This is a genomic window from Streptomyces sp. ME19-01-6, from assembly GCF_033793745.1.
Lineage (GTDB): Bacteria > Actinomycetota > Actinomycetes > Streptomycetales > Streptomycetaceae > Streptomyces.
This window is the reverse complement of sequence record NZ_JARAXF010000037.1, coordinates 90,853-112,287: the sequence shown is the minus strand read 5'-3', so window position 1 is coordinate 112,287 and position 21,435 is coordinate 90,853. Positions and strand designations below refer to the sequence as shown.

Here is a 21,435-nt window from a genome sequence, read left to right as displayed (position 1 = left end):
CCCGCGGAGCGGGATACTGCCCGGCAAGCCGGGCAGTAGTGACGGCTCCGCTGACGCTCCGCCAAATTCCCGCGTAAACGCGGGAATTGAATTCCGCAAGCGGAATTCTAAAAGCGGATCAATTCGCGCAAGCGCGAATTGGAAGCATTCCCGCAAGCGGGAATGCTGAGGCTGGCAGCAAGGGGAGGTGCATCACGTGCGGGCCTGTGTAGCCACTGGGAATTCCAGCTACCACCCCCGCAACGGAGGTGACGGATCGTCGGACTGACAGGGTGCCGGCTTCACTGCAGTGACGGGCTCCGCTGCGCTCCACCCGAACCCCCTCCCCTACTCCTCAACTCGCTCCGACACGTTCACCAATACCCCGTCAGCATACACGCCAACCCGCCACCATGGGGCGGAATCCGTCGATGCATCACCCGCGCGAGCGAACCCATGGAAGGGCTGATGCATCATGGTGCGGATCTGTGTAGCGTTTGGGACCCTGCCGCACTACCCCAGCCCGGGGCCATTAACTACCGGTGGAATCCACAATTTCGCGGCCGTAAATTGCTCAGCCACAGAACGGAAGTCCGGATATGGGAATGCCGGAATTCGGCGTGCGGAGGTACCGGAGCCGAACGGCCGCTAGGCCGGGCGGCGGAACCGCCCACCGGCACCGGCCACGCTTCCTCGCTTTTGATCGTCACGGCCGGTACTACCCGAGACGCAGCTCCGCTGGTGCCGCCTACGGTCCGCACTCGCATCACGGAGCCGCACGCGAAGCCGCCTCAGCCCCGGCTGGGGGCCGACGCGCAGCAGCTGGCGGGACATCGGCGGATGGATCCGGGTTTCCCCGCCTGGTCGCCGCCTCGCAGTTGCATGGAGCGGCTGGAAGGCGCAGCGCGGGCCGGAGGGGGTGAGCCTCTAAAGATCAGATAGGCGCGAAGCTGTGACCTGCGGAAACGCGAAAGTTCTATTCCCCTGCACGCATAGATCGCGGTCGCGCAGCCGGAGATGTATGCGGCCTAGCCGACTAGATCTCTCCTGGCTAGAGACACGCCGGAAGCGAATGGATCTCACGCATAACATCACTCATGAGGTATGTTATGCGCCTCGGTGATCATGGAGGGAAGTCAGTGGCTCAGCCCTTGAGAAGCAGTGCGCCGGCGCCATCGCGGACGTCGCCACTGGCTCCTGCCCCCGAGCCGGAGCGGGACTACGTAAACGGCCTCGAATCCGCCGCTGCCCTGCTCAACAAGTTCAAGGAGCTGTCCAAGGGCGGAACGTTCACCTACGACCGCAAGCGCCGCCCCTACGCCTTCTACGGGACGAACCACTCCAGCATCTCGGACGTGCTGCAGGCGAACCTGTGGAAGTTCCGGCTGACGACGGTGGCCCGGAACGTGCTGGACTACATGGTCACCCACCACGACAAGCAGGCCCTGGTGAAGACCACCCAGGCGAAGCTGGGCGAGCACTTCTGCTGCTCGCAGACCAAGGTCAGCAAGGCCATCGGGGAGCTCACCCGACACAACTTCACCTGGAAGGAGAAGCGCGGGCTGTACCGGCTCAACCCGCTCTACGCTTATGGGTGGGGCAGCGATCATCACCGGGAGCTGGTCGTGTCACTGCAAAACGTTCTGCTGGAGCACCAGATCGAAATTCCGACGGTCGGGAAGAAGGAGACCTCGCGATGAGCAGCACGATTGCCGGATTCCACAACCCGCAGCTGTTCGAGGTCCTGCCCAACGCGTGCCTGTCGGCGACGGCCCGCGACATCTTCGACGTGCTGACCGCGCGCCAGGAGCCCGGCGGCCTGGTCCACATCCGTCAGCAGGAGCTCGCCCAGCGCCTGGGCCTGTCGCAGTCCGCGGTCTCCCGCGCGATCGGACAGCTACGCGACAAGGGCATCATCAGCGAGCGGCAGCGCAAGGGCACACTGCTCATCCACCCGCTGCTGGCCGGCTACGAGTCGCTCGCCCACATGACCAACCACCTCGAGGCCCCGGACACCCACGTGTGGCCCATCAACTTTCCCGTCGGCGACATCCGCCCGCCGCGCGTGCGCGACGGGCGCACCGGCACCGACTTCGACCCCGACCCGGACGGCGGCGAGGACGCCCCGGCCCCCGAGGCCCGGCCCGCCCTCCGGCTAGCCGGCTGAACCGCCGCCGAACGTCGCGCACCACCACGGCGCCCCCCGACCGGGAGGGCGCCGTCGTCGTTCCCGGCCGGGACGGAGCAGCACGCCGGTAGCACCAGCCACACCGGATCGTTGTGGAGCAGAAGAACAAGCCGTGCCACCGTGCTGCACCGCCCGGGGCCGGCCTCCGACCCGTGCAGCACCCTTGTGCTACGCGGGCCCATGTAAATGCTGCGCTGCATCCACGACACCACCCTGGTCCCGTCCGACGACCACCACCAGGAGCAGCACCAGGTGACCTCTGACAAATGATCTTGACCGATTGTCAGGTGAATCTGATCGCCGCCCCGACGGCCCACCGGAGCCCTACGATGGCCGGCACTACCTGCCTGATCGTAGGAGAAACGCATGACTGGTCCGCGCTGGGTTGCGGTGTTCACCGAGGTACAGCAGGGGAGGGAGCTTGAAAAGCTCAGGCCAGTGGCAGGGTGGGATAGCGATCACAATGCTTTGATCTTGGATCGCCAAGCCGGTCGTCTCGTGCGGGCCAGCAAGCAGCCCGGTTTTCGGTGCATCCGCGATAGCGCGGGCTATGAACACAGCATCCCGGCCCCGGCAGGTTGGACCGTCAGGTGGTGCAAGGACGGGGAGGACGACATTGTGGACCCAGTAGTTGCCTTCCTGGAGGACCCGGCGGTTTTCGGTGGCGTTCCACTGGTCGCCGACCTGGAGACATGCACCGTCCATGACGTCCGCTGGATGCTTCACTGCGGCGAGGCACGTCGGGGCCGCCGACCGATTCTGATGCCTCCGGCCACCTAACCAGGCCAGGGCACCGCCATCAGCCAGCGGCCCCACCCAGCCGTCAAGATCACTTGACAATCAGTCAAGATCACCTGTCAGGGGACACCAGGTCCCTGCCGAAGGCCTTCGCCTCACACCTGACAGCCTCACAGCGCACCCTGTTCACCAGGGGAAACGGGGTGTGTGGCTCACAGACCTCACAGGCCTGTGTCAGGCAAGGATCCCGTTCTCACCGAGGTCGGCGGCCGCCGTGCTCAGGAAGGCTCTGTACGCCTGACGGGCCTGCTTCTCCAGAAGAACCAGGTCGGGCTTCTCCGGGTCGAACCCTTCGGTCACCAGAAGTTCGGCATAGGCCGGGGATGGCGGCGAGAGGGGGCCGGCGTCGAGGTCGTGGCCCTTGATGTCTGCGATGGCACGGCCGGTCGACCGGCTGAGGAGGCCACACCACTTGGCCACCTGCAGCGCGGCCTCGGACATCTGCGGGGTGGCGTCCAGCTCCAGAAGGACCCGCTGGGTGTCGACCTCGGTCTGCCGGTACTTGAGCGCCTCGTTCCATCGCTTGTGGGCGTTCTCCACCCACTCCTCACGCTTCTCCGGGAAGCGCTCCACCCGCCTCAGGGGGATCAACGTGGTGGCGAGCTTGTCCAGGTAGTGGTCGATCGTCTTCGCGTAGCTGGCGTACGTGGCCCGTCTCGACTCCCGCAGGGCCCGGAGAGCTTCGGTCCGGACCTGGTGGCGGGCCGTGCTGCGGCTGAGAAATGCTGCGGTGGCACCCGTCACCGCTGTGCCGAGAGCCCCGACGGTGGCGCCGAGAACGGCGGCGAGTCCTGCATCCATCACGTCACTGTGACGGCCGGCGCGCGGTAAGCACGAGTCGATGATCAGCCATCGGCGTCAACGGCTCTGGACACAGCCGTGGCACGATGCGGAACGGTCCGGCCCCAGCAGTTGCAATGCGGGGCCCGGACCGTTCACCGGGTGGCTATCTGAGCCAGACGATGTCCAGGACGGACAGGTGGCGCAGGACGCGGTTGGCGAAGTAGATGACGGAGAGCTGGCCGACGGACGCGATGCGCACGTCCTCGCCTTCCGGGTCACCGGCGTCCCACTGCGGGAAGCCCCACGGGTTCCCGGCCGCGGCGTCCAGGACGTCCCAGACCATCTGCTCCGCGTGCTCGGGCAGTGCGGCGAGCACCTTCGCGGCCGGCGGCGACAGCCGGACCGCGTACGGCTGTCCGGTCACCGGCGCCTGCTCCGGATCTCCTCCAGGTCCACGAACCCGGACTCATCCCGGCCGGAGTCGAGGAACGCGTCGACCGCCGGGGCGGAGGCGACGCGCGCCTGCCACACCTGGACGACCTCGTACAGCCCGGCGAGGGAGAACGTCCGGCGAGATTCCTCGAGGGCAGCCGTCCACTCCTGCTGGAAGGCCGGCACCCACCGGTCCGCGCGCCGGTCGGCGCGCAGCTGCGCGAGCAGTTCGGCCGGAGCTCCGGGCGCGGGGGCGTACGGGGTGACGGGTGCGTGGTCGGGCTGCGCGCTCATCTGGTCCTCCCGGCGGGTCGTCACCTCACGGTACGCGCGCCGGGTGGCCGTGGATGCGGGCATGGGACAGATCCCTCCTGCCGGATCAGGGCGCTGGCGACAGCGCGGGGGCGTACGGGGATGACTGCTGGGCGAGGAACTGGCCGTATGCGGTCTCAGCGAACCACCAGGCTTCGGGTGTGTGCCGTCTGGTGCGCCACGGCCGCGGCTCCACCAGCGTCTCCAGGTGCCCGTCGGGGTGCTGGAGGCTGACGCCGATGCCGTAGTAGCCGAACTCCAGTAGCTTCTCGGGGTAGTTGACGCTGGGAGCCCTGGTGATGATCACTCGTCGGGCGCAGAAGACCGTGAACTTCTCTGCCGCGTCCCAGGCCAGCTGGGAGGCGCTCGCGGCCCGCACCGTGGCCAGCCGCACCTGGCACGGACGCGTGACGTGCCGGACGACCTGGCCGTCGGTGACAGTGCAGATACCGGCCGGGGCCCGGCGGATGTAGGCGCGCTGGTGATCGGTGAGGGCGGCGAGCGGGACGGGAAGGCCGTGGGGCAGCGCCATCAGCACGTTCAGGCCGCCGAAGCCGTAACCGGTGGCGACGCCCAAGCCGGTGGCGTGACGTCGATCGTGTTCCGCGTCGTCGATGTCGAGCTGGAGCTCCGCGACGCCGAAACCGGCAGAGGCGGGAACCGTTGCGAGCATCTCGTCTCCCCCTACAGAACCAGGGCCAGGGCGAGGGCCACAGCGCGCTGACGCGTCTGGTCGTCCTGCTGGTCCCAGGTCCCGGCGATGTGCTCAAGGAGGTCGGCCGACGCGTCGAACACTACGGCGTCCGGGTTGTCGTCGCTGCGGGAGCGGAGCTGGCCGACAGCCTGGAGGATGCGGTCGACCGAGGCGGGCGGTTCCTCCTCAGCGCTGTCGGCGCGAGGACGGAAGGTGGCGGTCAGTTTCAGGGTGTACTCGAAGTCGGTGCGGGTGACCGCAGTGATGGTGTCGAGGTTCAGGCCGATGGGCTTGCTGACAAGTTCCGCGCTGGCGAAGGCCGGGTGGTTGCCGATCGCGGCGGCGACGGCGTCCCAGGCGTAGGCCTCGCCCTGTGGACCGTCCTCGGGGATCGGCTCCACGTCGGTCAGGGACAGGGTGTAGCCCGTACCGCCCGCGTCCCGGAACCAGACGGCTTTGTCGCCGGGCGAGACGTCGTCGACGCTGCGGATGTGCGGGCTGCGGCGCAGCGCTTCGGCGATGCCGACGACGTCGTGGCCATCGAGCAACGGGCTCATGTCCCCGTCGATGGCTGCGGAGTCGGCGAGCTGCGCGTTGGCGTTGGCGGAGGTGGTCATGTGGGAGTCCCTTCTGAGGTGACGATGTAGCCGAACCCGAAGCCGCGGCGCTGGGGGCAGTAGCCGAAGGCGGCGAGGATCGAGCCGAGGGCAACGTGCATCGTCGTGGCGGTTGTCTGGTAGCGCCGGGTCACGTCGGTGAACAGGCCGTCGGACAGGACGAGGCTGTCGAGGTCTGCCGAGTCGAGCCGGTGATGGGTGAACCAGTCCACGTGGACCTGTTGTTCGTCGATGTAGACGGCGAATCCGCCGGCCTCGCCGTCGAGCTGCTTGGGGGTGAGCCCGGCACTCTCCAGGTCGAACTGCACCCGGTCGGCGAGCTGCTCGGGGCTTTCGCACGCGTTCATACCCGTACTTCCGTCGGCATGGTCGGCGCCTGATCGGTGTCGGCGATCTGACCCAGGAGGTAGAGCATCCGGTCAGCCCGGCCGGGTGCGACGGCCACGGGCCGATCGCCGTCCGGGGTGACCTCGCCGCGCCACGCGGTGGCCAGCCGGGCCATCTCGCGGACGTGTCCGTCGGACGGCAGGAACCAGGTGGCGCCCTGTGAGCGCAGCCCGGCCGACAGGTCGTCCAGGTCGCGGTAGCGCCAGATCAGCACGGTGAGCTGGGACAGGATCGCGGCCAGGACCTCCGAGCCCGAGACCGGGTCGCTCGCACCGTCGGGGATGCCCTTGGCCCGCGGGGGCACCAGGCGCAGCAGCGGTTCGACGACGACCAGGCCGTTCGCGCCGATGACGGTGACCTTGGCCGCTGACGGGCTGCGGCGGGTGCCCGCCGGGGTGTGCCCGCGTTCGGTGTAGTCGACGTGCAGCACCCCAAGCGGCCGGTTCTGCGGGACACGTAGCAGGTCGCGGGCGGTGCGGACGGCGGCCGCGCGCTCCTGGCGGGCTTCCTCCTGGCGGTGGCGCAGGCCTCGGATGTGCCAGCAGGCCGGGCACAGCGCGCCGTACGACTCCGTCGCGATCGGCGCGCGGTCGGGGCGGGCGCCGCAGTCCGCGCACACCCGGGCCCGTACCGAGTTCTCGACACGGCTGCGGGCAGCGGCCAGCTGGGCGGCCGTGGACGCGGTCGGCGTCGACTGGTCGATCCGGTACAGGGTGATCGTGGTGCTCCGGCCGATGCCGTCCTGGCCGTCGACGGTGGCGGCGGGCGGGCCCGGCCGGCGGGGCAGGTCCATGGTCTTGAGCTGGGTGGCGGTCGCGTAGATCCCGGTCGGGACGTCCCGCCAGGAGGTGAAGAGCGGCTGGGGCGCGGCGTGTTGGGTCACGGCCATTGCGGCTCCCGCCGGTTGTGGTTGGTGGTGCAGGGCACGGGTTCCTCCAGGGGGTTCGGTGTGCGGCTGCGGTGGTGGAACACTGAGGGCTCGGGTCCCCGGCAGCTGACATGCCGGGGACCCGAGCCGTTCAGGGGTGGTCAGCCGGGCCGGGGCCGGGCTGGCGCGCGGTTAGCGGGTCAGGGAGCGGGCGACGGCCTGGGCGTGCTGGCGCAGCGGGAGATCCTGCTTGTCCCAGGTGGCCGCCACGTAGTTGAGGAGTTCGGCCGTCGCGCGCTCCGCGTCGCTCGGGTCGCTGGTGAGCAGCCGGTCGGCGGTGTAGGAGAGGTCTTCGGCCGGGGTGGGGTAGTCGTCGGCGTCGGCGTCCGGGTCGACGTCCAGGGCCAGGAGGTAGCGCTGGCCGCGCCGGGTCTGGATGGTGATGGTGTCATCGCGCGGCGAGTCCGGGGTGGCGACGTAGAAGTCGGGGTGGTTGAGGATCGCCGCGGCGAGGGCCTCGGTGAGCGCCGGCGAGGGCAGGATGTTGTCGTCGGTGGGTTCGGCGTCCTGCAGCGTGAGGTCGAAGCCGTTGCCCGCGAGCGTGGTGAAGGTGACGCGGTCCGACCCGGGTTCGGCGCGGGCACCGAGGATGTGCGGGCTGCCGCGCAGCGCGTCGGCGATGCGGACCGGGTCGTGGTCGGCGTCGATCAGCGGGCTCTTGTCGCGGTCGATAGCCGGGAATTCAGCGGTCATGCTTTCGCTCCTATCAGTAGTCCAGGTCCAAATAGTCGATGTCGTTGATTTCCACGTCCGACAGTCCCATAGCGCGACTGCCGCCGTCCTGGAAATACACATCCTTAAACCCTTCAGCGATGATCCCACGCATCTGCTGGTCGCTGGCACCCGCGTCGCGGGCCTCGAACAGACGCCGGGCGTACTCCGGGGGGAGGTGCACGGTGAGTCGCCGGAACCGTCCGTCGTCGGTCGTGCCGACCGGCGCGGTGTAGCCGAACCGGGCCCTCGTCTCCACCGTGATCCCGCCGGTGGTCGCGGCCTGGCGCTGCCGGCGCTTGCGCACCTGCGGCTGCCACCGCTGCCGTACGGCGTCGTCGATCTTCGCGGCAACGTCGGCGCGGGCGTGCTTGCGGGCGCCGCGCCGGTAGCGGTTGACGGAGTCGGCGGTGACACCGAGCTCCGCCGCGACGGCCTTCGCGCTGCCCAACTGCTTGAGCAGGTAGCCGATCTGACCCTTGAGGGTCTTGGGCGGCTCCCGGGTGAAGGACTCCCGGTCGGCCCGCTCGATCGCGTCGTCGATCTCTCCGGCCACCGTCCTACTCCCCTTCGTCCAGGACCGCGTCGCCGCCCTTGATGTGCCGGGCCGGGTTCAGGCCCTGCTCCATCAGGTCGACCGCCCACAGCATCGACTGGACGCCTTCCAGCTTCGCCAGGCCCGGGGTGGGCCCGAGACGGAACGCGCCGGGCTTCGGCTTGCCGGACTCCGCATAGGGCAGGAAGTCCAGCGGGCTCGGGCTGGGGGCGGGGTAGACGACGCAGTCGGACAGTACAGCGAGCGGATAGAGGCCGGTCATCTTGGCCATGTTGTTGAGCTTGCGGTGCATGTTGACCCGGGCCTTGGAGATGACGGCGGCGCGGATGTCGGGGCGCCAGGTCGGGCGCTGCATGGCCGGCCACGGGTCGCCGTCCTTGTAGCCCTTGCCCTGCGGGTTCTCGAACAGCTTCCCAATGCCGCCCTTGACCGTCGCCTTGATCGCGGACAGCACGGCCGCCATCGCCGGGTCGACGTCCTTGTGCCGCTCCATCGCCGCCAGGAACTCCGCGTCCGTGAGGTCCTTGGTGACGCCGAGGTCGGCGAGGGTGTCGACGTACGCGGTCTTGAGCCGGTCGTGCCACGGGTCCAGGTACGCGCCGGTCTCGCGGCGCAGGTACGCCTCGATCGGCTCCACGTTGTAGCCGAGCTCCTGGGCGTAGGCGACGGTGTGCGTCTGGTACCAGGCGGGGCCCGTCGGACGCTCACCGGTCGGCGTGAACGGCGACGGCAGGCGCGGGTCCAACTCGATGTGGGACAGGTCGACCAGCCAGGAGCCGGGGATCTTCGGGTTGAACTTCGGGGCGTGGAAGTGGTCGGGGGCGCTGAGGCCGACGACCAGCCGTGCGGCGGCCGCGAGGAAGGCGGTGTTGAGGTCGAGGCCGACCGCGTACGGCAGCGTGCACTCCTCATCGTTGAGCAGGTCCACCGACCGCACCCACTGGTACGCCTCCTCGTGCAGGAAGCCGCCCTGCCAGCCGGAGTGGTAGATCGCGGGGTGCTCGGGCTGGCCCTCCGGCGGCGCCGGGTCCATCGGCTCCGTGCCCAGCGAGCCGGGGTTGGGGCCGGACACCCAGTTGCCGGTCTCCTCATCGCGCACCGGCCGGGTGGGCGGGCGCAGCGCGGTCATCAGCTCCAGGCCGTTGACCGCCGTGCCGCCGCGCGGGGTGATGACCCGCTGGGCGTACACACCCAGGACACGGGCGACGTCGGCCGGCTCCATCTCGCTCACGCCGGGCCAGGCCCGGGAGTCGAGCGCGTCCCACGGCAGGATCGCCAGCTGCACGCACTGCCGGTCGCGGCCCTGCGCCTTGCGGTAGATCCGGGCCCACGGGCCGAAGCCGCGCTGAGTGAGCTGCCAGCGCGCCTTCAGTACCTGCTTGACGACCGGGTGGTCCTCGGGCAGACGCAACCCCCGGCGGTCCTCCAGCTGCTCGGGCAGCCCGAGCTTCACGGCGGCGGCCGCGGTGAGGACGATCAGCGGGTCCTGGTCCTTGCCGTGGCGGCTGAGCTTGGGCGCACCGAGGCCGGCCTCGCGCAGTGTCCACTCCACCAGCTCCACCACCGTGGTCGCCGGGCAGTCGAGCACGATGCCGTCGACGCCGTACGCGGAGCCGTCACCGTCCAGCACCGCCAGCGGCCCGTGCGGGAACCGCGGGTCGACGGCGGGCTTGGCCGCCTTCTTCGCAACCGGACGGCGCGACGTCGCAGAACGGGCTGCCGGACCCTCGGGCGCGGCCTGGGCGGCGGGTGCCTTCACCAGCGCGGCGGTCTCCGCCTCGGGCGCGGCAGGGCCGGTGAACGTCTGCGGAACCGGCTCCGGCTGGGGAGTCGAAGCGGGCACCGGGGCGGCGGCGGGAGCTCCGTGGGCCGGGGGCGCGGCCGCGGGGACGGTGGCGGCGTCCTTGGGATACCTCGCCGCCCAGCCCTCCAGCAGCCGCTGGTATGCCTCCAGGCGCGGCGGCCGCGGTGAGCTCCGTCCGTTCTCCCAGTTCTTCACCGTCTGCTCGGTCGTCTCCAGGGCCTTCGCCAGACGCAGCTGGGTCATTCCCGCGGCCTCGCGCAACCGCGCACGCTCCGCCGGGGGCGGGAGCTGCGGCTCCTCATCCAACAGCGCATCCACGGACGCGAACAGCTTCTTCTTCAGGTCTTCATTGCTCGACACCTACGTCACCTCCACCTCGAACACTACCAGAAACTTACCCCTCAATTTAGCCTTTATATTTAACCCGATCAAGTCTTTCGGATAGGGCGATCTTGACCGTCAGGCAGGCGGCAGGTGTCGGGTCGCGTGTGATTTGGCGAGTGCGCGCGTGATCTGGCGAGAGCCGTGGCGAGCTCTCATTCGATCTGGCGAGGGTTCGGTCGGTCCTTCGCGCTCGGGGGGCCGTGCCGTGTACGCGAGAGGTATGACGCAGATAGCTGATGCTCAGTCCTTCGACCGGTTCGCCCTCGACTACGACCGCTTTGTGAGTCTGCTCCCGGGGCAGAACACCGCCTGGCTGCTCGGGCTGGGCTTGAAGGGCAAGCGTGCCCTGGATGTCGGCTGCGGTTCGGGGCACGCGGTCGAGGCCCTGGCGGACGGCTTCGAGGAAGTCGTCGGCCTGGATCTGAGTGCTCCCCTGATCGAGATCGCCAAGGCTAAGAGGGCCCGGCCCAACGTGCGCTATGTGGTCGAGGATCTGTTCGGGCTGAAAGACGAAGACGGTTTCGACCTGGTCTACAGCCACACGATGCTGCACCAGCACCACCTGGAGGACTACCGCGCGGGCTTGGAGCACTTGAAGAGCCTCGTACGGCCCGGCGGCACCGTCGCGCTGATCGACAACGTGTGTGATCTGTATCCGACGCCGCCGCGCAAGGCGTACACCTGGCCCGCCTTGTGGAGCTTCCCCAGTGAGATCCGCCGCGTGGGTCTTCGTGACGCATGGTTCCAGTTGCTCTTTTGGCACAGCCGACCGTGGCTGGCCCACCTGCTCAGCGACCGCTACCTGTCGCGCGAGCAGTTCCGCGAGCTCTACGGGAGTGTCTTCCCCGGGGCCCGATTCGATGACCTCGGCTTTGCCTTGGCGATGGCCTGGACGGCTCCGCCAAGCGAGCGCGAGGTCCAGTGACCCGGCTGTTGGCCGTCTCTGGGGCGGCGCCCGCCCGGGTCGAGGGCTTCGAGGTGGGTTACTTGGGAGGTGACGGGGTGGAACGCCGGGTCCCGTTGGCCATCTGGTCGTTCACGAGTACGGGCATGTGCTCATTGGCCGGCTGCGCGCAGCGGCAGGCGCCCGGCCTCCTGTACGTGAGTTGACTTCCCCACCGCATAGACAGCAACAGCGGCGGGGAAGCCCCGGCGGGTTTGGTGTAGCCCGCCGGGGCTTCTGATGGGCCTGCTGCTAACGGGGAGAGCTGCAGGCTGACCTTGTTCCGGCTGTCCTCTAAGGAGGGAGCCCCCAGCCGGGGCGCCAGCTGGGGGCTCGGTCGCCCGCGCCCACGGGGGAGAGCGTCGGGCGAGTCTGTGCGGGCTATGTGCTCGCGGCCGCGAGCAGCGATGAGCGAAGCGGTGGCGAGCACCAGGAGCACGTTGTCAGCAACCGGGTCCTGGCCGGCCACCGGCTTGTGGAGCCTCACGGGGCCACTGCCAGCGTCGCCCATACGCGCTTGCCCCACGGACGTGTGCCGGTGCCCATGTACTCCCAGCCCCACTGATGAGAGACGGCGTCGACCAGGAGGAGCCCGCGGCCTTGGACGGCGTCCGGGCCGGGGGTAAGCATCGTGGGCACCTTGAGGGGAGCTCGGTCGATCACGGCGACGTACACCCGGTTGTCCACCGGGCGGTTGACGGTCATGCGGATCGTGTGGCCGCGGGCGTGCCGGGCGGCGTTCGCGACGAGTTCGGACATGATCAGCGCGGCGGTCTCCGCCTCATCGGCGAGGCCCCACGCGGCCAGCGCCACGCGTACCAGGCACCGGCCTTCCTCCGCGGTCTCCGGGGCGCGGCGTCCTTTCAGGGTGTAGCCCGGGTATCCGGTTCTGCGGGGCTGCGCTGCGGTCGTGCTGGTCATGATCGGCTCTCTGTGACAGTGTCCCCCGCTGGCTCCAGGGGGCCGGGGTGCAGGTAGAGGGTGAGCAGGGCCCGGCACTGCACCGCGAGATCCCAGACGTCTGCGTCCTTCTTCCCGAGCAGGCGGCGAGCGCGGGTGATGATGTGCACGGTGGTGCGCTGATACTCGCCCCGCATCCGGGGCTCATACACGGCGACTTCGGGCAGGAGCAGCTGGATGTGGCCTCGGAGGAGGTCACCGAGCTCGGTGCGTTTCTCGGCCGTCAGGGCGCCCGATCCCCACAGGACCGCCTGGTACGTCCGCTGGATGGTGCGGGCGTCGATCTCGGCCGTGTCTGCGGTCATCGCCGTCTGGCTGTTCGAAGCGTCCGCCACAGCGTCCCTCCCGGTCAGTCGTCACGTCACCTTCCACGCAAGCAGCCGGCCGTCGGCGGGTGCGATGTCGCACCGATGAAAGAACGATGTAAGTCGGTCACGGGACATGCCGGGATGGGTGAACCCTGGCCAAGACCGGGGCACATAGCGGGTGGGAGCGGTACCGTCGCCGCACCTTTCCCGCCCGCGGATTCCGGAGCCCGGCATGGCCGACCGCCGCAGCATCACGCCCAACACCGTGCTGCGCGCGGTGCGTGAACTGGAGTTCCAGATGAGCCGCGGCGAGTTCGCCGCGGCGGTCCGCGCCTCGGGCCGGGCGATAGGCGAAAACGTGGGGTGCGATGCACGGCTGGTGGCGGCCTGGGAGGACGGGGACGTCGGTTGTCCCCGCGCGGTGTATCAGCGCATCCTGACCAGGATGACCGGGCGGAGCATGGCCGACCTCGGCTTCCGCATCGCCCCAGCACTGTCCGTACCGCCGGCCGCCGCGTACGGACCGCAGGAGGAGAGTGATCCGGTGGAACGGCGCAACTTCCTGCGAGACGGAACCGGCATCGCCCTGGGGCCGCTCGGCACCAAGAAGAAGACACCAGGAAAGATCGGAACGACCCAGGTTCGGGCCGTCACACGGGCCGTGGCCGAGCTCTACGCGACCGATCACGACCAGGGGTCGGCGTCGCTGCGCCGGGCCGCTGCCGAGGCGCTGCACACCGCCTACCAGTGGCTCCAGAACGGCACCTTCGCGAGCAGCAGGACCGAGGCGAGGCTGCGGTCGACGACCGGCGCGCTGTCGATCGCCGCAGGATGGTTATCGTTCGACTCCGGCCGTGCCGGGGATGCCCATTCGCTGTACGGCGAGGCTCTGGCCGCCGCGCGGATCGCCGACGACCCGGAGCTGGAGGCGCACGCCTTCGGCTGCCTGAGCTCGCTGGCGAAGGCCTCCGGCCGCCCGCGCGAGGCGATTTCCGCCGCTCAGGGCGCGCAGACCGTCGCCCGCGGCCTTGGCTCCCCCCGGCTGCTGAGTCTGTTTCACATGCGTGAGGCCGGCGGGTGGGCCCTGATGGGCGACGCCAGCGCGACCGATCAGGCCATCGTCCGAGCCCACCACCTCTACGCCAAGGGACCCGCCGAGGCAGACCCGCCGTGGCTGGACTTCTACACACCCGGAGAACTGGCTGGACTGGAGTCACTCGCCCGTGCCGACCTCGGCCAGCACGAACGCGCCGCTTCTGGCGTCGAACAGGCCGTGTTGCTGTACGGGGAGGCGTTCGCCCGGAACAGGGCGCTGTACACGGCCGACGTCGCCATCCAGCATGCAGTGAGGGACCGGCCCGAGCCGGAGGTGGCCGCCGCGGCCGCGGGCAAGGTGTTGGCGTTCCTGCCCGAGGTGCGGTCCGACCGGCTGCTGCGCTCCCTGCACAACGTCGCGGGCGCGCTGCAGCGACACCGCCGCGTGCCCGTGGTCGCCGACTGGATCGAGGAGTACCGCACCATCACCGCCACCACAGGAGGACGGTCGTGACCCCCAGCACCCGCACAGACGTCGTGATCCGCACCTACGGCCCCGGCCAGACCGAGCCGCTGCTCGATACGATCGCCGACATCTGGGCCGATGCCCACCCGGAGATCGTCGACACCCCGAGCGCGTCCACCGATGGCCTGTCCGTGCCCGCGCTGCACCGCCAGGTCCTCGGCCACCTCCGCCACGAGGGGTTCACCCTGGCCGCCGCGTACGCGAGCGGCACCATGGTCGGCTTCGGCTACGCCTTCCCCTGCACGCCCGAGTACTGGTACGGCGACCTGCTGCCAGCGATCCCCGAGCACGTACGCGCCGGACGCCTCATGGGGTTGTGTGAACTCGCGGTCAGCCCCGCCTGGCAATCCCAGGGCATCGGATCCAAGCTGCACACGGCACTGCTCAAAGCGATCAACCCTGAGTGGTCATCCCTGCTGGTCCGGCCCGACAACGCGGCCGGGCGCAGGTTGTACGAGCGCATGGGCTACAAGTACGCGGGCCCGTACCACAACACCCCTGGCGGCCCTGAGTTCGATCTCCTGCTCCTGCGTGTCGAACGCCCGGCAGCCTGACCTGGCAGGGCCAGACATTGCGTTCGTATCTCGTCGCACCCCTGGTCGCGCTTGTGGTTGCGCTGGACCGGTTACCCAGAGCGCTGCTGCGACGCGCTGACCTCGAACGGCAAACCGCCCGGCGGGTCCGGGCGGCGCCGACTACTCCCCACAGCGCTCATCTCGGCTCGGAGTTGCGGGCCCGAGCGCCCCGGTTCATGGGGCGCCGGCGGTGACCACGACGGTGACCACGGCGACCAGCACCGCCGCCCCGGCCAGCGCGACCGTCAGCGGCTGGGTGAGCATCGGACGGCGGTACACGACGTAGGCCAGACCGCCCACGACCAGTAGGCCGACCAGGACCAGCAGCAGGACGACCAGTAGGGCAAGCGTTGACATAGCGGTTGATTCCTCCAGGTTTCGGGCATGCGTGTCTCACATGCGGGGTATGGCGGTGGAGCGGAACTCCCTGGCCACAGGTCGGAACAGGGAGGCCCGGACAGGGCGGCGCCAGGATGGAACGCGGCGGAGTTAGCCCCGCAACCCTGGCCTGACCAGGGCATTTATCGACGACTGCGCCCCTGGACACGTGGCAGGCGGAACGGAGACGTAGTCCGCGGCGTAGTCCCCAACCAACACACCGCACCCTGTCAGCCGGACGACGTCTCATGCACGCGTTGTGACCTGCCCGTTTCCGGGGGCCACCCCTTCGACCCAATCACGCGATCTGATGCACAGATTGCTTGACCGGCCTGCCCAACCACTGGTAACGGTCCCTCCCCCACTGGTAGATGGCAGACGGCGCAAACCCCGATGACGGAAGCTCCCGGAGGGTCGATTCAAGGGGCGGTTGCAACAGGTGCTGCAGGGTGGACCGAACTGGCGCACCGAGGATCGCAGCCCCAATCCCGGGCCCGGCCCGTTCCCGCAGACCAGCCCACGCGGGCAACCCGCCCGGCCCCGCCGCCGAACTTCACCGCTTCCAACGAGCCCAGACCGCGCCCGCCCTGGCGGTAGGCCGAGGGTGATGACCGGCCGAGGCTGGGCCTGTGACAGTGACAACCACTGTGACGCTGCCGACCGGCCCGACCCGTTCGAGGGCGCGCACGCAGCGCGCGCGTGGACAACGCCTGCGGGCGGCACGCGGGCACGCCTTGCGAAGGCAGAAGGTGCTACTGACGTTGGTGGTGAGGTCCGGCCGGGTGTCCGGGAGTGTCCGGTCAGGGTGTTGACCTGGGCTGGGACGGATCAGGACGGTCCCGGACGGTCCCGGACGCCTTGATCCGTTGTGCGGGGGTCGGCGGCCCTCGACGCTTCTCGTACCGCCCGGCAGCCGTTCGACGGCGCCCGGTGCGAGGGCTTCCTCCAGCAGTCCAGGACTACGGAGTGAAGTCAGAACTTAAAGCTGCGGCGGGTTCGGCCGCCCGGCACCCCACCTTGTATCAGGAGGAATCCCATGAACGTCCCTTCGCGCAAGACAGGTTCCCACCGAGGGAGAGGGGCTGGCTGGTGGCTGGCTCGTGCGCCCCGCCGCTGGCCGGTGCCCTTGCGGATGGCTCTGGTGGCCATCATCGCCGCAGTCAGCTTCTCCTTGGTCGGGCCGGCGGCGACGGCCTCGGCCGCGCCGCCCCCGCCGAGTCCGACCTCGGACTCCTCCGACCGTGAGCCCAGCCGCTGGAACAAGCTGCAGTGGAAGATCTACGAGGCCTTGGTCCCGGACGCGCTGGACCCTCACGACCCGAACCGCAAGTGGAAGCTGCCCTGGCAGCTCGTAGCCAAGCGTCTCATTACAAAGTTCGGAACGGGCAGCGTCAGCTTCTCGATCTCCGATACGCCGAATTTTGTGCAGGACGCACTGGAACTCAACCGGCGGTTGAAGGAGACCCCCGACGGGCTGCGGCGGCAGGTCACCGAGGGCGGGGACAAGATCCACGATCTGAACCAGAAGGCCGACCGGGCCCAGACTCCCGCCCAGCGGGAGAGGGCCGAGAAGGACCGGGACGTAGCCCGCAGGCAAGCCAGGTACATAAACAAGCAGTACTGGAAGGTCAAGCAGACCCAGCCGGACACTGGAAGCGTCGAGGAGAAGATCCGGGGCCTCGACACGAAGATCAGCAGCCTCAGGAACAAGATCAGCAGCCTTGAGGACGAGACGAAGAAGTCCAGTCCGGACCGCCGGGAGAAGCTGCGACAGCTGAAGACGGCCCGTGCGAACCTGACCCAGGCCGAGACCGACCGCCGCCGGCTCCAGGGACCGACGGACGACGACGGCGACACCGGCGGGACGCGTACGACACCGCGCGACCCGAAGAAGCCTCCGAAGGGACCGGCCTCCCCCGGCCCGACGGCCACCTCGACCACGCCGAAGACAACCACGGGAACCAAGGGGAACAAGGGCACAACCGCCACCGGCCCCACGACCACGCCCAAGGGAACCAGGAGCACCACCCCCAGTGGCCCCACTGCGTCCTGGAAGGGGTGGAGCAGTCTCAAGACGCCGAAGACCGGGTTCCGGGGCAGCACGGGCACCAACCAGATGGCTGACGCCATTGCCTGGGTCATCGCCGACGGCATCAGCCAGGACTACGCAGCCCACCTGGACCGCAGGGACCAGCAGCTGCTGGAGCAGGCACGCAAGGACCCGGCTCTGGCGAAGCGGATCATCGACGACTACAACGAGATCAAGGACAACAACGACATCGAGGTCCTCTTCCGCAGCTTCGAATCCAAGGGATTCACGCAGGGCGCCACCCGCCAGGTCGCTCCTGAGCTGATCAAGTCCCAAAAGGCGCTCGACACCGCGAAAGCAGTCGCGGACAAGTTCAACGCGGACCCGCTGTACCAGCAGGCCCGCATCGAGTGCGGCGGATACGACACCTGCGTCACCGACCGGACCGACAAGCTCCGCAAGCAGAACGCGAAGGCGATCGCAGACTCGACGAAGAAGGCCAAGGAGTCCAACGCGGACCCGCTGTACCAGCAGGCCCGCACCGAGTGCGGCGGATACGACACCTGCGTCACCGACCGGACCGACAAGCTCCGCAAGCAGAACGCGAAGGCGATCGCAGACTCGACGAAGAAGGCGAAGAAGTCCAACGCGGACCCGCTGTACCAGCAGGCCCGCACCGAGTGCGGCGGATACGACACCTGCGTCACCGACCGGACCGACAAGCTCCGCGCCCAGAAGAAGGCAGCCACCGCCACGACCACGACGCGTACCGAGCAGCACAAGCAGTCTCAGAAGACGAAGAAGACGCAGACCCCGGACTACCGGGGCAAGAAGGGCGTCAGGGCCTCGGCTGCCTGACACCAGCGCAGGCCCAGCGTCCACGGAACTGAAGGCCCGCAGAAGCCCCGGCGGGCCGGGGGTGTGACGCGCCGAGGCTTCTGATGGCCTGCTGCTCACAAGGGAGAGCTGCAGGCTGGCATTTCACGCTGGCTGTGCTTGTCGACGTGCTGCAACGCGTCGGACAGTTCACCGGGGTCGACGTAGCGGGGGTGGCTACGGTGTGGCGGGCTGAGCCAGGTGGCGAAGATGGATCCGCGCTCACCTGCTGGCACCAGCAGCCAGGATCCGGTCGTCAAGGAGCGGGTGCCCGAAGCGGCGCACCGGCGGGCGGTGCCGGCGGGAACGTGGACGACGAGTTCCTGGCGAACGTAGTCGGCCAGCACGAGGTAGCCGCGGTCTATCGGAAGGCCGAGCCGGGTGAGGGCGGCCAGGCCGCGTTCCAGCGGCGCGACGACGACCGCGTCCCACTCCAGGCCGCAGTCGACCAGGATGGTGGAGTGTGGGGGCCGAACTCCACGAGTCACGGGTGGTGTCATCCGATTCGAACAGTGCGGACCAAGAGCCGGCCTCTTCGGGCACACGAGCCTCCCGACATTAGCTTGTCGTGCAACCCCGGGGTCGTGGTCATCAGGGCACGCGACTGCTTTGGTTCGGGCAGGGTGAGGGCATGGAGATATGGGAGCACAAGTTCGTGATCGTCAGCCCTCGGGACGGCCACTCCATCTTGTCGGACATCGACGAGATGCTTGAGCGACATGGCAGGAAGGGCTGGCAGCTTGTGAGCCATCACGCGAACGGCAGTGGACCGGTGACTTGGTCATTTACGTTCAAGCGGCCGTTGAACTCCTGAAAGGCCTGGCTCCCCGGCGCCGAGTGGTCTTGAGACCTCGAACGGTGTGTCGAACTTGATCGCCCGGACGGGTATCCGCCGGACGCGAGGGTGGCCTTCGTCTGATCCTGTGCTCCGTCACAGAGGCAGAGGAGCAGTGCGAAGGCCGTGGACGATGCCCGGCCAGCTGATCCGGCCGCTCATGCGGTACAAGTACCCATTCCAGCGACGCGCCAGCAGATCACTGGGCACAGATGCGGCCGGCTGCTCCCCTGGTGTGTCATCACCCGGCGCTGGTCAGCGCCGGGTGTGCCCCTTGCTGTTCCAGTGTGGGCAGGATGAGGCTGACGGTGCCCTGGGCGGTGATGACGGCGGGGCCAGTGAGTTCCATGGCGCCGTCGGGGCGTACCACGATGTGGAGGCGGCCGCCGGGCAGGTCGATGGTGTAGTGGGCGGCAAGGGGCGGTCGGGTGTGGTGTGCGCGGGCGGCGGCGACGGCGGCGCAGGCTCCGGTGCCGCAGGCGCGGGTTTCGCCGACGCCTCGTTCGTGGACGCGCAGTTGGAGATGGTGGGGGCCACGGGTGGTGACGAATTCGACGGTGGTTCCGTGGGGATACGCGGCGGCGGGCGTCACGGTGGGGGCGGTGCGGAGGTCTCCGGCGAGGTGGGGGTCCTCGAGGAAGACGACGGCGTGGGGGTTGCCCATGTCGACGTGGGTGGCGGGCCAGGTGCGGCCTGCCGCGGTGACCTGTATGCCGCTCGTGCCGGGCAGGCGGGGCCGTCCCATGTCGATGGTGACCGGGCCGTCGCTGGGGACGTGGACCTGACGTACTCCGGCGCGGGTGGCGACGAGAAAGGCGCCGGGGCGGTGGAGGCCAGCGTCGACGAGGTAGCGGGCCAGCAGGCGCAGGCCGTTGCCGCACATCGCGCCCAGGCTCCCGTCGGCGTTGCGGTAGTCCATGAACCACTCGGCCTCGGTCATCGCGGTGGCCTCGGGGTCGGCGGTGCAGCGTACGGCGCGCAGGATGCCGTCGGCGCCCAGGCCGGTGCGCCGGTCGCATAGGCGGACGACTTCGGCGGATGTGAGGGTGAGGTGGCCCGCGGGGTCGGGGAGGATGACGAAGTCGTTTTCGGCGCCGTGCCCTTTGATGAAGGGGTGGAGTGCGAGCGTGGTCATGGGTGGGTGCCGGTCTCCCGTTCGATGCGCAGCCAGGCGGTCTGGCCGGCGTGGGTGAGGGTCAGGCCGAAGTCGGCGCCGCGGTTGAGGACTTCGAGGACCTGGGGCCAGCGGTCTGCCAGGCGTGGGGTCACCTCGGTCTCGATGCGTATGGCGCCGGGTTCGGGGATGACGCGGGGCGGTGTGCCGCCGAGGAGCGCCAGCTGGGCGGCGGCGGACTGGACTGCGGCTAATTGGTGGTCTTCGGTCACGCCCACACCCCCGATCCACACGGACTGTACTTCTAGTCACTAGATTCGATCTAGTCCACTAGATTGTCAATCAGTACAGGTCAGCGCCGTGGGCGAGGAGACAAATGGCTGACGGCACCTCACGAGCCGCCCCCTACCTCGGGGTTGCAGCCGCCTTCCGCGCACGCATCGCCGACGGCACCTGGGCCCCGGGCCAGCGGCTGCCCTCACGCGGCGAGCTGGGCACCGAATTCAGCGTCGGAGAGAACGTCATCAGGCGCGCCCAGGAGTTGCTCATCACCGAGGGCCTCCTCGAGGGCCGCGCGGGCTCGGGCACCTACGTGCGCGCCCCGCACCAGCGCCGCACCATGCTCCGCACTCCGGCCACCGGGCTGGCCGGCCCCGGCTTCGACGGCACCTTCGAAGCGGACAGCATTGCCAAGGTCCCGGCCCCGCCGGACATCGCCGAGCGCCTGGCCGCCGACGCCGGCGCGCTGTGTGTACGGACGGTTTACGAGATCTTCGCCGACCGGCAGCCGGCGCTGCTGTGCACCAGCTGGGAGCCCATGGCCATCACGGGAGGCACCGTGGTGGTCCTACCCGAAGGCGGCCCGCTGGCCGGCCGCGGCGTGGCCGCCCGGATGGCACACCTGGGCATCACCGTGACCCGGGCCGTGGAGACCATTCGTCCGGTCCATCTCGACCGCGACCAGGCGCAGCTGCTGGGCGTACCCGCCGGGACCCAGGCGACGCTGATCCAGCGCACCCACCACGACACCAGCGGCAGGCCGGTGGAGACCGCCGACCTCCTCATCCCCGCGGACCGGTGGGACATCACCTACGACATCCCGGTGCCGCCCACCACCTGACTTGTGCACACACCCGACGAACGCCCACTGCGCACCTGCCGGCCGCCCGGCAGCGGGCAGGCCACGGGCGCAGGAACAGGGATTAAGCGGGCTTTCGGTGCCGCATCGCGGGTCCGGCGCTGCGGCGGTATCCGCACATCATCAACGCTCACGGCCTCGGGCC

At 69.2% G+C, this 21,435-nt stretch carries 23 protein-coding genes; 7 read left to right on the top strand and 16 right to left on the bottom strand.

Going from position 1 to position 21,435, the window contains the following annotated elements; genetic code table 11:
* The first annotated feature begins 1,130 nt into the window (after positions 1–1,130).
* Both PV419_RS44930 and PV419_RS44925 read left to right on the top strand, forming a co-directional pair.
* Positions 1,131–1,679 (top strand): hypothetical protein, encoded by a 549-nt coding sequence (locus PV419_RS44930; protein ID WP_319699045.1) that lies wholly within the window; start codon positions 1,131–1,133, stop codon positions 1,677–1,679.
* Positions 1,676–2,146 (top strand): replication/maintenance protein RepL, encoded by a 471-nt coding sequence (locus PV419_RS44925; protein WP_319699043.1) that lies wholly within the window; start codon positions 1,676–1,678, stop codon positions 2,144–2,146. Before PV419_RS44930 ends, PV419_RS44925 begins: the two co-directional genes overlap by 4 nt.
* A gap of 993 nt (positions 2,147–3,139) precedes the next feature.
* Here PV419_RS44925 and PV419_RS44920 read toward each other — a convergent pair.
* From PV419_RS44920 to tap, 10 genes are all read right to left on the bottom strand, one after another.
* On the bottom strand, positions 3,140–3,766 hold the full coding sequence (locus tag PV419_RS44920; protein ID WP_319699041.1) for a hypothetical protein: 627 nt from the start codon (positions 3,764–3,766) through the stop codon (positions 3,140–3,142).
* Positions 3,767–3,911: 145 nt separating this feature from the next.
* Complete coding sequence (locus tag PV419_RS44915) at positions 3,912–4,172, bottom strand: hypothetical protein (RefSeq protein ID WP_319699039.1); 261 nt, start codon at positions 4,170–4,172, stop codon at positions 3,912–3,914.
* The gene (locus tag PV419_RS44910; RefSeq protein ID WP_319699048.1) at positions 4,169–4,474 is read right to left on the bottom strand and encodes a DUF6247 family protein; all 306 of its coding nucleotides are present in this window, start codon (positions 4,472–4,474) and stop codon (positions 4,169–4,171) included. The genes PV419_RS44915 and PV419_RS44910 overlap by 4 nt, the downstream gene beginning before the upstream one ends.
* A gap of 85 nt (positions 4,475–4,559) precedes the next feature.
* Entirely contained in the window at positions 4,560–5,165 is a 606-nt protein-coding gene (locus PV419_RS44905; RefSeq protein WP_319699038.1) for a hypothetical protein, read from the bottom strand.
* 11 nt (positions 5,166–5,176) lie between these two features.
* A complete protein-coding gene (locus tag PV419_RS44900; protein WP_319699037.1) occupies positions 5,177–5,803 on the bottom strand; it encodes a hypothetical protein in 627 nt (208 codons plus the stop codon).
* Entirely contained in the window at positions 5,800–6,150 is a 351-nt protein-coding gene (locus PV419_RS44895) for a hypothetical protein (RefSeq protein WP_319699036.1), read from the bottom strand. Before PV419_RS44895 ends, PV419_RS44900 begins: the two co-directional genes overlap by 4 nt.
* A complete protein-coding gene (locus PV419_RS44890) occupies positions 6,147–7,079 on the bottom strand; it encodes a hypothetical protein (RefSeq protein ID WP_319699034.1) in 933 nt (310 codons plus the stop codon). The genes PV419_RS44895 and PV419_RS44890 overlap by 4 nt, the downstream gene beginning before the upstream one ends.
* Before the next feature lie 171 nt (positions 7,080–7,250).
* Positions 7,251–7,811 (bottom strand): hypothetical protein, encoded by a 561-nt coding sequence (locus PV419_RS44885; RefSeq protein ID WP_319699033.1) that lies wholly within the window; start codon positions 7,809–7,811, stop codon positions 7,251–7,253.
* A 13-nt stretch (positions 7,812–7,824) separates the two neighbouring features.
* Positions 7,825–8,385, bottom strand: coding sequence for a telomere-protecting terminal protein Tpg (tpg, locus tag PV419_RS44880; RefSeq protein ID WP_319699031.1), 561 nt, complete (start codon positions 8,383–8,385; stop codon positions 7,825–7,827).
* A gap of 4 nt (positions 8,386–8,389) precedes the next feature.
* Positions 8,390–10,549, bottom strand: coding sequence for a telomere-associated protein Tap (gene tap, locus PV419_RS44875; protein WP_319699029.1), 2,160 nt, complete (start codon positions 10,547–10,549; stop codon positions 8,390–8,392).
* 244 nt (positions 10,550–10,793) lie between these two features.
* Between tap and PV419_RS44870 the strand changes: the two genes are divergently transcribed.
* Positions 10,794–11,498 (top strand): class I SAM-dependent methyltransferase, encoded by a 705-nt coding sequence (locus PV419_RS44870; RefSeq protein ID WP_319699027.1) that lies wholly within the window; start codon positions 10,794–10,796, stop codon positions 11,496–11,498.
* A 501-nt stretch (positions 11,499–11,999) separates the two neighbouring features.
* Here PV419_RS44870 and PV419_RS44865 read toward each other — a convergent pair.
* Together PV419_RS44865 and PV419_RS44860 are read right to left on the bottom strand one after the other, a co-directional pair.
* The gene (locus PV419_RS44865) at positions 12,000–12,437 is read right to left on the bottom strand and encodes an ATP-binding protein (protein ID WP_319699026.1); all 438 of its coding nucleotides are present in this window, start codon (positions 12,435–12,437) and stop codon (positions 12,000–12,002) included.
* A complete protein-coding gene (locus PV419_RS44860) occupies positions 12,434–12,781 on the bottom strand; it encodes a DUF6415 family natural product biosynthesis protein (protein ID WP_319699025.1) in 348 nt (115 codons plus the stop codon). Before PV419_RS44860 ends, PV419_RS44865 begins: the two co-directional genes overlap by 4 nt.
* A 235-nt stretch (positions 12,782–13,016) precedes the next feature.
* Between PV419_RS44860 and PV419_RS44855 the strand changes: the two genes are divergently transcribed.
* Positions 13,017–14,333 (top strand): hypothetical protein, encoded by a 1,317-nt coding sequence (locus PV419_RS44855; protein ID WP_319699023.1) that lies wholly within the window; start codon positions 13,017–13,019, stop codon positions 14,331–14,333.
* Entirely contained in the window at positions 14,330–14,899 is a 570-nt protein-coding gene (locus PV419_RS44850; RefSeq protein ID WP_319699022.1) for a GNAT family N-acetyltransferase, read from the top strand. The genes PV419_RS44855 and PV419_RS44850 overlap by 4 nt, the downstream gene beginning before the upstream one ends.
* Before the next feature lie 195 nt (positions 14,900–15,094).
* Here the strand turns inward: PV419_RS44850 and PV419_RS44845 are convergent, their stop codons facing one another.
* A complete protein-coding gene (locus tag PV419_RS44845; protein WP_319699020.1) occupies positions 15,095–15,277 on the bottom strand; it encodes a hypothetical protein in 183 nt (60 codons plus the stop codon).
* Positions 15,278–16,430: 1,153 nt separating this feature from the next.
* On the opposite strand from PV419_RS44845, the gene PV419_RS44840 reads away from it, so the two are divergent.
* Positions 16,431–18,185, top strand: a complete 1,755-nt coding sequence (locus PV419_RS44840; RefSeq protein ID WP_319699019.1) for a hypothetical protein — start codon at positions 16,431–16,433, stop codon at positions 18,183–18,185.
* Positions 18,186–18,280: 95 nt separating this feature from the next.
* Here PV419_RS44840 and PV419_RS44835 read toward each other — a convergent pair whose 3' ends face one another.
* The 3 genes from PV419_RS44835 to PV419_RS44825 all read right to left on the bottom strand — a co-directional run bounded on the left by PV419_RS44835 (position 18,281) and on the right by PV419_RS44825 (position 20,424).
* Positions 18,281–18,691, bottom strand: a complete 411-nt coding sequence (locus PV419_RS44835) for a hypothetical protein (protein ID WP_319699018.1) — start codon at positions 18,689–18,691, stop codon at positions 18,281–18,283.
* Between the two features lie 588 nt (positions 18,692–19,279).
* Entirely contained in the window at positions 19,280–20,173 is an 894-nt protein-coding gene (gene dapF / locus PV419_RS44830) for a diaminopimelate epimerase (protein ID WP_319699016.1), read from the bottom strand.
* Positions 20,170–20,424, bottom strand: coding sequence for a hypothetical protein (locus tag PV419_RS44825; protein WP_319699014.1), 255 nt, complete (start codon positions 20,422–20,424; stop codon positions 20,170–20,172). Before PV419_RS44825 ends, dapF begins: the two co-directional genes overlap by 4 nt.
* Before the next feature lie 104 nt (positions 20,425–20,528).
* On the opposite strand from PV419_RS44825, the gene PV419_RS44820 reads away from it, so the two are divergent.
* Positions 20,529–21,272 (top strand): GntR family transcriptional regulator, encoded by a 744-nt coding sequence (locus PV419_RS44820; RefSeq protein WP_319699012.1) that lies wholly within the window; start codon positions 20,529–20,531, stop codon positions 21,270–21,272.
* Positions 21,273–21,435: the final 163 nt, after the last annotated feature.